This window comes from Undibacterium sp. RTI2.2, assembly GCF_035018705.1.
In the GTDB taxonomy this organism is placed as follows: domain Bacteria; phylum Pseudomonadota; class Gammaproteobacteria; order Burkholderiales; family Burkholderiaceae_D; genus Undibacterium.
Genome location: NZ_JASJXN010000012.1, coordinates 94,597 through 107,481, shown reverse-complemented (window position 1 = coordinate 107,481; position 12,885 = coordinate 94,597). Strand labels below are relative to the sequence as shown.

10 protein-coding genes are annotated in these 12,885 nt (G+C 48.8%); 2 read left to right on the top strand and 8 right to left on the bottom strand.

What is annotated here, in order from left to right; genetic code table 11:
• Positions 1-147: 147 nt before the first annotated feature.
• The 7 genes from QN395_RS08875 to rbsK all read right to left on the bottom strand — a co-directional run bounded on the left by QN395_RS08875 (position 148) and on the right by rbsK (position 8,144).
• Entirely contained in the window at positions 148-990 is an 843-nt protein-coding gene (locus QN395_RS08875; protein WP_323492034.1) for a 2OG-Fe(II) oxygenase family protein, read from the bottom strand.
• A gap of 26 nt (positions 991-1,016) precedes the next feature.
• Positions 1,017-2,021 carry a nucleoside hydrolase gene (locus QN395_RS08870; protein WP_322121334.1) on the bottom strand — a complete coding sequence of 335 codons (1,005 nt, stop codon included), beginning with the start codon at positions 2,019-2,021 and terminating at the stop codon, positions 1,017-1,019.
• A 111-nt stretch (positions 2,022-2,132) separates the two neighbouring features.
• A complete protein-coding gene (locus QN395_RS08865; protein ID WP_322121335.1) occupies positions 2,133-3,104 on the bottom strand; it encodes an ABC transporter permease in 972 nt (323 codons plus the stop codon).
• Between the two features lie 10 nt (positions 3,105-3,114).
• Complete coding sequence (locus tag QN395_RS08860) at positions 3,115-4,191, bottom strand: ABC transporter permease (RefSeq protein WP_323492033.1); 1,077 nt, start codon at positions 4,189-4,191, stop codon at positions 3,115-3,117.
• Entirely contained in the window at positions 4,188-5,723 is a 1,536-nt protein-coding gene (locus tag QN395_RS08855) for an ABC transporter ATP-binding protein (protein WP_322121337.1), read from the bottom strand. The genes QN395_RS08860 and QN395_RS08855 overlap by 4 nt, the downstream gene beginning before the upstream one ends.
• Before the next feature lie 241 nt (positions 5,724-5,964).
• Positions 5,965-6,969 (bottom strand): BMP family ABC transporter substrate-binding protein, encoded by a 1,005-nt coding sequence (locus tag QN395_RS08850; RefSeq protein WP_322121338.1) that lies wholly within the window; start codon positions 6,967-6,969, stop codon positions 5,965-5,967.
• 245 nt (positions 6,970-7,214) lie between these two features.
• Positions 7,215-8,144, bottom strand: coding sequence for a ribokinase (rbsK, locus tag QN395_RS08845; protein WP_322121339.1), 930 nt, complete (start codon positions 8,142-8,144; stop codon positions 7,215-7,217).
• Positions 8,145-8,819: 675 nt separating this feature from the next.
• On the opposite strand from rbsK, the gene QN395_RS08840 reads away from it, so the two are divergent.
• Together QN395_RS08840 and QN395_RS08835 are read left to right on the top strand one after the other, a co-directional pair.
• Complete coding sequence (locus QN395_RS08840; RefSeq protein WP_323492032.1) at positions 8,820-9,941, top strand: carbohydrate kinase family protein; 1,122 nt, start codon at positions 8,820-8,822, stop codon at positions 9,939-9,941.
• 52 nt (positions 9,942-9,993) lie between these two features.
• Positions 9,994-10,905, top strand: coding sequence for a pseudouridine-5'-phosphate glycosidase (locus tag QN395_RS08835; RefSeq protein WP_322121341.1), 912 nt, complete (start codon positions 9,994-9,996; stop codon positions 10,903-10,905).
• 474 nt (positions 10,906-11,379) lie between these two features.
• Here the strand turns inward: QN395_RS08835 and QN395_RS08830 are convergent, their stop codons facing one another.
• On the bottom strand, positions 11,380-12,855 hold the full coding sequence (locus QN395_RS08830; protein WP_323492031.1) for a DUF3426 domain-containing protein: 1,476 nt from the start codon (positions 12,853-12,855) through the stop codon (positions 11,380-11,382).
• Between the last annotated feature and the right edge of the window lie 30 nt (positions 12,856-12,885).

Below are 12,885 nucleotides of genomic sequence, written 5' to 3'. Positions count from 1 at the left end.
TTGTAATTGGGTTGTAGGTTGCTAGTAACCGACAGAGAAAACTACGAATGATTCAATATTATTGAAATTGGATGTCCATATATTCTGCGGCTTACAGAGCAAAAATAGCCCGTAAGCCGCAGAAGTATTGGACATGCCTCTTAAGATTTATTTCTTTACGCCTAATTCGATCAGCCGTTCACTCAAATAACTACCCGCTGTGTGGCGCGCCGATAAGACGACTTCTGGTCTTGGGTGTAAAAACAGCGGTAGCGAGATGCGTGATTTTTTCGCTTCCTCACCTGTTGGGTTTAGCACGCGGTGAATAGTGGATGGGTAGTAACCTTCCGATGCTTCATCCAGCATGTCGCCGATATTTACGATCAACATACCGAAGTCACAAGGGACGTTATGCCATTCATCATCCTTACCTTTGACTTGCAAACCGGCTTGCGTTGCGGCAGGTAACAAGGTCAGCAAATTGATGTCACCATGGGCTGCTGCACGCACTGCATCCGGCTCTTCATCGCCACGCAATGGCGGGTAGTGCAAGACGCGCAGTAAAGTGTGATCGCTACCCGGTATCATGTCCGACAGCGGCATAGAATACTTGGCTTTGATATCGGCTGGTGTGTGATCTTCTACCCATTGCAGTAATTCGGTAGCGAGCTTATTACCTTGCTCGTAATACTGACTTGCAGCATCAGATACTTCAGCGGGATAACGGCCACCCGGATAGATATGATAAAACTCTTTCAGATCCCGCTTGGTATTACCCTTGGCGGTTTCTGATACCTTCGGTGAGAAATAACCATCCATTTTGACTGCATCAAAATTGTATTGATTCTTTGCGTCAGTCTGGAAGAACTCGTACCATTCTTTATAAATGGTCTCTAGCAAAGGTTGCGATAAAGGATGGTTAGTCAACACGCCAAAGCCAGTGCGATGCAGACTCTCGGTAAATTTTTGTGCCGCATCCGGGCTGCGATAATCAACTGGTTCGATAAACATAATTTCTCCTCAATGGGCGTGATGAATTAACGCAAGGCTGGCAATAACCAGTCGCTGCTTAATATCGTATCAATCAGACTGGCGCATGCCTTGGCATCGACTTCCATGCAAACACGCGTCTCAGGTTTATCTGCTTCCCATCCAGATTGTGGATACGGAATCGCCAGTTTTGCCATCATGGTCTGACCATTGGCGATGCCTTCTTTGGCAACGCGTACGCGACCGGATTGGGTTTTAAATAATTCTGGAGCGACCAGCCAGACAAACGCCAGGACATCATGTCCGTAGCAAGCATGGCCCAGATCAGGGCGGATACTTTGGTAGAAATTCGCGTAAAAATTGACTGCGTGACTTAAGGTATCTGTTGCGATATGTTGATGTTGTTTCGCCAGACCTGTGAAGAAAGTCGATGGCAAAACCACGCGATGCGTTACATCCAGACCAACCATTGTCAAATCCCAGCCCGCAGTGAAGACCAAATCAGCCGCGTCTGGATCATTCCAGACATTGGCTTCTGCCACTGGCGATACATTACCTGGTTCATCCACGGTACCAGCCATCAAGACGACTTGCTTTAAGAGCTTAGGCAATTGTGGTTCTAGCTTTAATGCCAGTCCTAGATTACCAAACGGACCTACCGCAACCAGTGTGATTTCGCCCGGATGCTGGCGCGCCATTTTGACGATAAATTCTGCCGCGCTTTCAACTTCTGCTACGCCACCCGCTTCTACCCGGCTAGCTAAATTGCCCAAGCCATCTGCGCCATGAATAAACGCCGGCGGTGTGCCAGGATCTTTTGCCAGAGGCACAGGTACGCCTTGAGCTACCGGAATACTGCGGCCAGCGATCCGGGTTAAGTACAGTGCATTGGCAGTGGCCTGTTCTACGGTGACATTACCAAACGTGGTGGTGATGCCGATCACGTCGATATCCGGATGGGCGAGTGCAAAGTACAACGCCATCGCATCATCGACGCCAGGGTCGGTATCAAAGATGACTTTATGTTTTGCAGGACTAGAGTTGGTGGTCATGGAGGTTCTCCAAAATTACTTCGCCTGGCCATTAACAGAACCCAGACGAAGTGACTTATTGCGGTTGGCCCGGTTCAAGGAGGCCGAATCTTAATGTCTTATTTTGATCACTTAGCGAGACTTGACAAAAGGCACACCAATCGCTTTTGGCGCGACTGATTTTGCCATTAAACCTGCCAATACAATGACGGTCACAACATAGGGAATCATCTGTATCAATGAGCCTGGCACTTTGCCGATCACCGGGAAGACGATACCTTCGATCTGCACTTGCAGCGCTGCAAAGAAGCCAAACATCAGGCAACCCATCGCCGTGTAGAGCGGACGCCAGTTGCCGAACACCAGCGCGGTTAAGGCTAGGTAACCGTTGCCTGCCGACATATCACGCAAGAAGAAACCGCTTTGCACAATAGACAGGTATGCACCGGAAAATGAGCATAATACGCCAGCGCATAACATCGCTAGAAAGCGGGTACGTTCAACATTGATGCCTGCAGCATCCGCTGCGTGAGGATTTTCGCCCACCGCACGCAGACGCAAACCAAAACGGCTGTGATAAATCACCCAATGCACGACAGGTATAAGTGCAAACGCCAGATAGACCAGTGCGCTGTGGCCGCCGATTAATTTGCCGTAGAACCAGCCCACAAATGGAATACTTTCTAACGCAGCTGTACCTGGCAAGACGATATCAAACAAGCGAGCCTGACCAAGATCTGGCGTACGCCCACCCTGAGAAAAGAAAAACTGCGCCAAGACAAATGTCAGACCGCTCATGGCAATATTGATTGCAATCCCTGCGACTAACTGATTTCCTTTTTGCGTAATACTGACAAAGCCTTGCAGCAATGCGATAGCGACAGATACGCCCACACCAGCCAAAATGCCAAGCCATGGATTTTGCGTAGTGAATGCGACCGCAGCGGAGACGAATGCCGACGCCAGCATTTTGCCTTCCAACGCCAGATCGACTACACCGCTGCGTTCCGCAAACAATCCCGCCATCGCGGCAAAAATCAATACCGGCGCATTGCGGATAGTGGAAACCAGTATGCTGGCGAAATGAAAATCATCAAACATCATTAACTCCGATTTAGTTTCGTTTCAGCAGACGCGCTAAGGCTGGCGCATATAGATTTTCCATGGCACCGCAAAACAAGATAATCAGGCCTTGGATGAAGATAAAAGTTTCAGTCGGGATATTCGGTTTTTCCAGCGACAAATCAAAGCCGCCCTGAATCAACGCGCCAAACAAAATGGATGATAGCAAAATGCCGACCGGATGCTGGCGCCCCATTAACGCAATCGCAATCCCGATAAAACCAGCGCCCGCGGGGAAATTCAGATTCAGGTAGTGCGTTGATCCCATCAAGGAATTGACCGATGCGAGACCCGCCAGCGCGCCAGAAATCAACATCGCAACGATGATCGTTTTAGTGATGGAAATGCCTGCGTAGTGTGCCGCATGCTGATTTAAACCCGTAGCGCGCAACTGATAACCCCAGGCCGAACGCCACACTGCAATGCCGTAAATCGCCAGCGCAATCAGTGCCAGAATAAAACTGATATTCAACGGCGTCTCACCCAGAATCGGGAATATTTTATTCAGCGTCGGTAACCACGACGCTTCTGCAAATACGCGGCTGGCGGGATTTTGCTGGCCGGTCGGGATCAGATAAGTCACAATCAAAAAGTTCATTAAACTGGCAGCGATGAAGTTAAACATAATCGTCGTGACGACGATGTGACTACCGCGTTTAGCTTGCAGATAACCTGGCAAGTAAGCCCAGGCTGCACCAAATACGGCGCTGCCAATAATCGCTAGTGGAATTAACAACCAGCCAGGCAGACTGGAATCGAGCAACAATAAAACTAGTGTTAACCCAAGGCCACCGACATACATCTGTCCTTCGCTACCGATATTGAACAAACCCGCCTGCATCGCAATGGAGACCGACAAACCAGTAAAAATAAAGGTCGCTGCATAAAATAATGTGTAGCCCAACCCTTCTGGGTTCAATACGGCGGAGTTGACCAGAATGCCCAGCGATTCTATTGGACTCTCGCCCAACAAATAAATCACCAGCGCAGCAACCAGCAGTGCCGACAGCAAATTGAGTAAGGGAAGTGCTATGGCAGTTGCCCAGCGTGGAAGTTCTGAATTAGTCATACTGATGATTTATGTAGTCCACCCATGAGCAAACCTATGCGTGTGGCATCAAACTCTTCCGCCATCAATTCGCCCGTGATACAGCCGCTAGACATGACCAGAATTCTATCGGCCAATGCCCGAACTTCTTCCAGTTCTACCGATACCAGCAGAATGGCAACGCCCGCATCGCGCATGGCGAGTAGCTGCGCATGGATGCTTTCTATCGTGCCGATATCAACACCACGGGTAGGCTGGCCTACCAGCATGAGTTTTGGTGCTGCAGCAATTTCTCGAGCGATGACGACCTTTTGCTGATTGCCACCGGATAGCAGGGCGATGCGTAAATGTGGATCGGACGGACGTACATCGAACTTTTTTAATAGTTCGGTGCATTTGCTGAGAATGCTGGCGAAGTCGAGTAAACCAAAGCGTTTTTTAGTCTGTTGCTGATAACCAAAAAAACTATTCATCATGACCGAAAAGTTTTTAACTACGGCATCACGCAGTCGATCTTCTGGTACATGACCGATACCAAGCTTACGAAAAATGGCAGGCAAACCGTCGGCATCTTTGCGTTTTGCGATTGGCAGCAACTGTCCCTGCATTTGTATCTCGCCGCTGCTTGGCAAACGCATGCCGGATAAAATTTCTAGTAGCTCGCTTTGACCATTGCCAGAGACGCCGGCGATGGCGACGATTTCACCAGCGCGTATGTTGAAGTTGATATCTTTCAGCAGATCGACCGCTTGCTTGCTACGCAAATTCAATCCTTTTACCTCAAGCACAGACGCACCCGGCGCATAGGCAGCCCGTGGCAATTGCGTTTGTATCGGGCGACCTACCATCAGATTGGCTAGTTCTTCTTTGTTGGTGCCAGCGGTGGCAACGGAGCCGACCACTGTGCCTGCGCGCATTACCGTCACCTGGTCGGTGATGTCGAGAATTTCTTGCAGCTTGTGGGTAATCAGGATGATGGTCTTGCCTTGCTCTTTGAACAGTCGCAAGACTTCAAATAGCGACGCCGTTTCTTGCACGGTCAGCACCGCGGTTGGCTCGTCGAGTATCAGAATATTGGCACTACGGTAGATTTGTTTGAGAATTTCTACCCGCTGTTGCAAACCAACCGACAAGTCTTGGATTTTGCTCAGCGGATCAACATCTAAAGAATAGCGCTGACAAATTTCACGCAGCTTTTTCTCAATATCGGTGCGATGAGCGGCGAGTCTGAATCCACCCTCTGCGCCCAGCATGACGTTATCAAGAACCGTCATATTTTCTACTAGCATAAAATGCTGATGCACCATGCCGATCCCAAGTTTGATTGCTTCCTGACTATTACGAATATGTTGTGGCTGACCATTGATCAAGAGCTTGCCGCTATCCGCACGGTAGTAGCCGTACAGGATGCTCATCAAGGTTGATTTGCCTGCGCCGTTTTCTCCGATAACGCCGTGGATGCTACCGGGCGCAATAGAAAAACTCACATCGCGGTTGGCGTGTACGGCGCCAAAGCGTTTGGAGATTTGTTGGAATTCTACGGCTGGCTGCATACGGAGGCGGGATAAAAATTAGCTAGGGTTTGATCGGCGATGTTAACGAACTTAACGAACTCAGCGAACTTGCTGAACTTACTGAAATTGCTAGATGATAGAGACCTGACGCGACGATTGATTGCGCTGAGGTCTGCTTACATCATTTGGTTTTGCGCTTAGCTTAAAAACGTAGAGAATAAAATTCAATTAGAGCATGAGCGCAAAACCAAACTGAAACAAGACAAGATAAGACAAGACACTAAACCGGGCATTTACTTCCGTCGCGCGAGTCAATCACTTTGACTTTGCCGCTGATGATGTCTTGTTTTGCTGCGTTGACACGCTTTTCAATTTCTGGCGTGATCAGGGCGCGGTTATCTTTATCAACAACCCAATCAACGCCACCTTCTTTCAGGCCTTTGTTGATGATGCCAGGCTTCCAGTCACCGTTTTTGATTTGCATAAAGCTATCGTAAATCGCTTGGTCAACCCGCTTAACCATCGAGGTCAGCATCGTGCCCGGATACAAATAATTTTGATTGGAATCAACACCGATGGCGAGCTTGCCTTTTTCTTTGGCTGTCTGCAACGTACCCATGCCGCTGCCGCCTGCTGCTGCGAAAACGACATCAACACCGCGTTCGAATTGCGCGCGCGCTAACTCGCCACCTTTGGCCGGATCATTCCAGGCGGAAGTGGTGGTACCTACCATATTGCTGGTGACCTCAACCTTGGCATCAACTGCTTTAGCACCTTGTGCGTAGCCGCAAGAGAAGGTGCGTATCAACGGAATATCCATACCGCCGACAAAGCCGATTTTTTTAGACTTACTAGCCATTGCCGCAGCAACACCAACCAGATAAGAGCCCTCTTGTTCCTTGAACAGAACTGAGCTGACATTATTGCCTGTGGCAACGCCATCAATCACGACGAATTTAGTATTAGGGAATTCTTTGGCGATGTTTTGCACTGCCTGACTTTGGGCAAAACCAATCGCTGCGATCAGATCGATTTTTTTGCGTGCCAGATTACGTAACACTTGCTCTGTTTGTGTATCGCTGGCGACCTGGACTTCCAGGAAAGAGATTTTGGTCTCTTTTTTAAAGCGTTCTGCACCTTCTGATGCGGATTGATTGAAGGATTTATCAAACTTACCGCCTGCATCATAAATGACGGCTAACTTAGGATCGGCTGCAACAGCGCTGGCAGCGCTGACAACAGCAAACAAGCTCATTATAGTAAGGCAGAGACGCTTGAGTTTCATGGTGATTCCTTGTCGGTCGCAATTGTGTCGGAAGTGTCGAAAATATTGAAAGTATCAGGTCATTGATGTTAGTGCTTTTCAGCCTTGCTATTCAAGGTTCGGTATTACCCGCTGTTTTGAATAACGGCTGCTGAGCACCACTGATATAAATAAAGGATCAAGGGCCAGCAAGCCTAACATGGTCTAACTATTTCAGTAGTTTACTAATAAAAAAACTTTATCGAATTTTAGCTTGCTCTGAACCTTCAGGCAGCCTTCTGTTTGTGCATAAATTCCAGCACGTCATGCCGGTGCGGAATTGATGTTTGAGCACCCAGTTTAGTTACCGTTAAAGCCGCTGTGTATTGCGCTTCGCTGCTGGCGTCTACTATATTTAATCCGTTCGCCAAGCCGACTGCCAGCGCACCCACGAAAGTATCGCCTGCCGCCGTAGTGTCAACCACCTCGACCTTAATAGCAGGCAAAAAGTTGCTCGAATCTTTAGTCGTAATCACGACACCGTGCTCACCCATGGTCAGTAATACTGTGCCGACGCCGCGTTTTAATAACTGTTGCGATGCCAATTTAGCGCTGGCCTGGTCGATGACCGTAGTGCCGCTCAATTGAGACGCTTCGGTTTCATTCACAATCAGATAGTCGACCAATCCCAATAACTCATCGCTTAAATCTTGCGCAGGCGCAGGATTGAGGATCACACCGACCTTGTGCTGATGCGCAATCTGGATGGCGCGCGTGACACTAGCTAAGGGGGTTTCTAACTGGCACAACAAGAGTTTTGCTGTGGCGATGCTGGCGGTCGCCGCCTCTACTTGGGCAACTGAGACGCTAGCGTTGGCACCTGCGGCCAATACGATGCTGTTGTGTCCGCTGTCGTCCACCAAAATACCTGCAACGCCGGTGGCGATGCCTTGTACGGTCGCCAGATTGGCTAGCTCTATGCCTTCAGTCGCGAGACATTGTTTTGAGAAATCGCCAAAGCCATCATTGCCAACAGCGCCGACAAAACTGACATCAGCGCCTTGTCGTGCAGCGGCGACGGCCTGGTTGGCACCTTTGCCACCGGGAATTTGACGGAATTCATGACCATGCATCGTTTCACCGATTGCAGGCATGCGCGGTGTGCGGAACACGAGGTCCATATTGACGCTACCAACAACGGTAATGCGTGGCTTCATTTTGACGATCTCTTGGTAAAAAAATGGTTGCGCAATCGTTTGCGCAACCGATTTCCTATTTAACTATGGTGCGCTTATGCAAGTCAAGAACTAATCTGCAAAGCGATGACATTTTGATTTTTTAAAAATGGTGGCAAATTTTGGACGCTATCTTTTTTGTTGTCAAATGCCAATCAAGGCAATTGTCTTATGTGAACGAATTTGAGCAAATTAAAGCGATTTTGTGATTAATAGGAAAACTTCATTGCAAAATTAATCCGTATTTTTGGATAGTTCCTTGATTGTAATAAGACATATGTTTATAATTTAAAACATATGTTTGTTTTGGTTTGAATTCAAGCGTCTTGCCCGAGATTAATAAGACTGGCTTTAGTTTTGCCATGCTGTTGTTTTTTGTTCGTTATTTGGCCTGTACACCTGTCTGAAACAACGCTCTTTTCAATGAAGCTTAGTAAGGTAATAAATTAAGAATAAATAATACTCACGGTGAGTATTATTTATTGTCTATATGTTTATTGGCCTTCATCTTAATTTTCATAAAAGAGCTGGGGAGTATATGGATTTAATCGTGAGCAAAGCTTCATTTTAAGTCTCTCACTATTTTTGAATTCCCTAAATTACGATTACCTTTGTTTCTGCTTTCATTCCGCCTATCCGTACCTCAGCCTACAGCCCATGTCCGAAATTTCGAAAAAAGATCAGTTGTTTGATATCATCCGCGCCCATCCCTTTGTGTCGCAGCAAGAGCTGGCGCAGCGCCTTCAGTTATCACGGTCGGCGGTGGCAGGACATATCGCCAGTCTGATCCGTGAAAAGCGCTTGCTGGGTCGTGCCTACGTATTGCCCGAGCGCCGGCCAGTCCTGTGCATCGGTGGCGCCAATATCGATCGTAAGGTGCGCACCTTGGCGACCTTACAAATGGGTACCTCAAATCCTGTCAGTCAACATGAAAGCTTTGGCGGAGTGGCACGCAATATCGCTGAGAATCTGGCGCGTTTGGGTTGCGTGACTGCCTTACTCTGCGCGACCGGAGATGATGCCGTTGGCGCTGATTTGCTGGCACAAGCCCAGGCGTTGGGCATCGATACCAGTGCCAGTTTGCAATTGCCAGGGCGGGGCAGCGGTAGTTATACCGCCGTGCTGGATGCGGATGGCGAGATGTTATTGGCGTTGTCGCATATGACTTTGTGCGAGTCTCTGGATGCCACTTTTTTAGCAAGTCGCCAGGTGCAATTAAATACTGCGCTGATGACGGTGGCGGACTTAAATTTACCGCAAAGCAGTATTCAATACCTGATAACGCAAGCCAATCAACATGCCAGTCCACTGATACTGGTCGCTGTATCTCAACCCAAAATGGCGCGCCTGCCGGAGGTATTGGAAGGCGTGCGTTTGCTGATACTCAACTTGGGTGAATTGGAGACTCGCGTCGGCTCTCGTCTGAGCGCAGATGGTGAGGAAAAAATCAACGAGGACAAAATACAGCGCGCCTGTCGCCAGTTACAACAGCAAGGCGCGCAGGATGTGATTGTCACCTTGGGCGATGCTGGCGTGATGCTGACCAGCGGTACGGACTGGCACCGTTTGCCAGCGCCGTTGCTAGTGGCATCCGATGTTGTGGATGTGACGGGTGCGGGCGATGCTTTTGCGGCAGCAGTGTGCTGGTCCTTGTATCACAACAATGCAGATCTGTTATTAGCAGCGCAGCGCGGCTTGCATCTGGCGGCCTTGACTTTGCAAAGTGCAGGCACGGTTTGCCCCGATCTGACGCCGGATACGCTGATGGCACTCACTTAATTTACTGCCGAATTTAACTCAATAAAAACTACGCCAACATTTAGGAAATCTCATGCAAAACTACCTCGTATTTTCAAAAGAAGTCGCCCAAGCCAAAGCGGACGGAAAAGCTATTGTGGCCTTAGAATCCACGATTATTTCGCACGGCATGCCTTATCCGCAAAACGTCCAGACCGCACGCGAAGTTGAGCAATTGATCCGTGATAACGGCGCAGTACCCGCGACGATTGCGATTATTGGCGGCAAAATCTGCGTGGGTTTGTCTGACGCAGAACTAGAGCAATTAGCCAGTGCACCAGAGGTAATGAAAGTCAGTCGTCGTGATTTACCCTATGTTTTATCGACGGGTAAACTGGGCGCAACAACCGTTGCCGCAACGATGATTTGTGCGGAGTTGGCAGGAATTGCCGTGTTTGTCACCGGTGGCATTGGTGGTGTGCATCGCGGTGCAGAAACCAGTTTTGATATTTCTGCTGACTTACAAGAGCTGGCGCAAACCTCGGTCGCGGTGGTCTGTGCCGGCGCAAAATCGATTTTGGATTTGGGCTTGACCCTGGAATATTTAGAAACCCATGGCGTCCCGGTAGTGAGCGTAGGCCAAGCTGAATTCCCCGCATTTTTTACTCGCGGCAGTGGCTTTAAAGCCGATTTTCAGTTGGATACAGCGACCGGGCAAGCCGACTTTATCCGTTGCAAATGGGCGCTGGGTTTGCGTGGCGGCGTGGTGATTGCCAATCCTGTTCCAGAAGCTTACGCCATGCCAAAAGCAGAGATAGACAGCATCACGGAGCAGGCTTTGCAAGAGGCGGACGCGCAAGGTATTAATGGCAAAGCAGTGACGCCGTTTTTATTAAATAGAATCAAACAACTGACAGACGGCCGCAGTCTGGTGACGAATATCGCGCTGGTAAAAAACAATGCGATTGTCGGTGCCGCTTTGGCTTTGGCTTTGAAAAATGGTTGATCAGCTGCATTGCGCTGATACTTTGACGCAAGTTGAAGTCGTTTTTTAGCAAGAACTTTGCAGACTACGATTATGGTAATTCAACCCAGATTTTCCATTGGAACAGCGACAAGTGTGCCTTTGGCGAACTGACTGGCTAGACGCGACGACGACGCAAGCTGCATCTTGCTAGGAGGAGCAACAACGCCAGGCAGTTCGCCAAAGGTGCAATTGTCGCTGTAGCGTTCCCACTCAAATCGCGGTGGCGCTATCCCTCTGAAGACCGCACGCCGTCTGCGTTTTTGCGAAGTGGTAGCGGTCTAATGGGAAATCTGGGTTCAATATACTCCCCGTTATTTTTTTAGAAAATGCCTTAATGTCCAATGATCCTATGGATACTTTAGATATACCAATGGGAGTATTTTTTTAATTGAGCGGGAATATTGCTAGCCCGGCGTTGTGTCGCAACACCGCATTCAACGCAAAAAAATAGAATTAGGTATAGAAGATGCTGAGGTGATAACCGGATGCTTTGGTCTGAGATAACTCGAAATACAGTTTGATTTGCTGGTCGCTGGCGGCGCTAAAGCCTTTACTCAACTGGTTTGCTAAATCAGTTTTGTTGTCGAGCTTGGAGTCTAATTTATTACTATCTGACTTAGTGTCGAGCCTATTGTTTTTGTCACTCAAGTACTCTTCGGGCTTAAATACTTTACGCAAGACAGGTTTATCTTTAGCGTCATTTAAAATCAGTTCCACCATTGGCCATGCTTGTGCGGTGGCGCTTTTATTTTGTAACTGTATCGCTAGCGAAAAGACATTCTTATCCGTTGATAAGGCTTGCAACTCATTTGATTCCAGCGAGATTTGATCGATTTGGGCGAGCAAGCTAATTTGGCAATGCAGTAATTTGCAGGCATCGGCCAGCATCGGTTTAGTTTGCGGCACCCAGGCTGCGATGTGATTGCGTGCAATAAATACGCCTTGTCCCAGCAGCCCGACAAACAGGACTAACGACAAAGTAATCATCAAGCCGCGCAGGATTTTGCTACGTCCTTTACGTTTTTCCGCCGCTAAAATAAAGCCCGGTGTTTCGAGATCACTCTCTGCGCTTGCATCCGTCGCTGGCGATGTACCGTCTGATAAATCGTCAGTGATGGAATCTGCTTTACCAGTCGTGTCAAAAGCCAGGCCGTCATGCAAATAAGCCTCTGGTTCACCAGCATAATCATCAGCTTCGGGGTTTGAGTGTCCAGGCTCATCTGCGTTGACGGTAATGTCGGCGCTTGCAGGCTCATACAAATAAGGTTCTTGCTTGTGGTCTGCGGCGCCAGTCTCTTCTTCCGCCTCTGTCGCAGACCATCCTGGTTCATCCATCAAGGCAATGCGAGTTTGTAGTTCTACTTGCCCGATTGCTTCATCATCTAAATTGGTGTCGTCAGAGAGTGTGGTCTTATCGTGCTTGGCAGGTGAGCTGATGTCCTCATCCATCCCGAGATCAAAATCTAAGGAGTCAGCGCTAATTTCTGCTGCTGGAGATTCGGTCACCAGCGCGGTGTTGGCTGCGGTAGTGACTGCGGTACTGACTACCTCGCTGATTGGTGTCTGAGGCGGTGTTTGATCGATGCCAGACGACGAATCTGCTACAGAAACTGCTGTATTCAATTCAGCAGTTTGGAGCAGGCTAGATTCTGCTTTTATCTCTGTTGTAGTGATTTCATGATGCTCAGCGATATGAGAATTGACGTCGGTATTTAAATCACTATCAACATTGACAAGCACTACCGGCGCAACTTGCACCTCGAGTGCGACCGTTGGCGCTGTTTGCACCGTCGGCCCGAGCAGATGCTCGATCCCGTTAAACGTCTGCTGGCAAGAGCCGCAGCGCACCAGCCCGCCATGCAGTTTTAACTGATCATTGGCGACTCTGAAAGTCGTTTGGCAGTGGGGGCATTGGGTGGCGAGTGCCATGTGATGTCGATGCTTAGTTTTTACTGATTA

Excerpts from the sequence above, each read along its gene's own strand:
- QN395_RS08875 (WP_323492034.1), bottom strand. The coding sequence starts at position 990 with ATGTTTATCGAACCAGTTGATTATCGCAGCCCGGATGCGGCACAAAAA.
- QN395_RS08870 (WP_322121334.1), bottom strand. The coding sequence starts at position 2,021 with ATGACCACCAACTCTAGTCCTGCAAAACATAAAGTCATCTTTGATACC.
- QN395_RS08865 (WP_322121335.1), bottom strand. The coding sequence starts at position 3,104 with ATGATGTTTGATGATTTTCATTTCGCCAGCATACTGGTTTCCACTATC.
- QN395_RS08860 (WP_323492033.1), bottom strand. The coding sequence starts at position 4,191 with ATGACTAATTCAGAACTTCCACGCTGGGCAACTGCCATAGCACTTCCC.
- QN395_RS08855 (WP_322121337.1), bottom strand. The coding sequence starts at position 5,723 with ATGCAGCCAGCCGTAGAATTCCAACAAATCTCCAAACGCTTTGGCGCC.
- QN395_RS08850 (WP_322121338.1), bottom strand. The coding sequence starts at position 6,969 with ATGAAACTCAAGCGTCTCTGCCTTACTATAATGAGCTTGTTTGCTGTT.
- rbsK (WP_322121339.1), bottom strand. The coding sequence starts at position 8,144 with ATGAAGCCACGCATTACCGTTGTTGGTAGCGTCAATATGGACCTCGTG.
- QN395_RS08840 (WP_323492032.1), top strand. The coding sequence starts at position 8,820 with ATGTCCGAAATTTCGAAAAAAGATCAGTTGTTTGATATCATCCGCGCC.
- QN395_RS08835 (WP_322121341.1), top strand. The coding sequence starts at position 9,994 with ATGCAAAACTACCTCGTATTTTCAAAAGAAGTCGCCCAAGCCAAAGCG.
- QN395_RS08830 (WP_323492031.1), bottom strand. The coding sequence starts at position 12,855 with ATGGCACTCGCCACCCAATGCCCCCACTGCCAAACGACTTTCAGAGTC.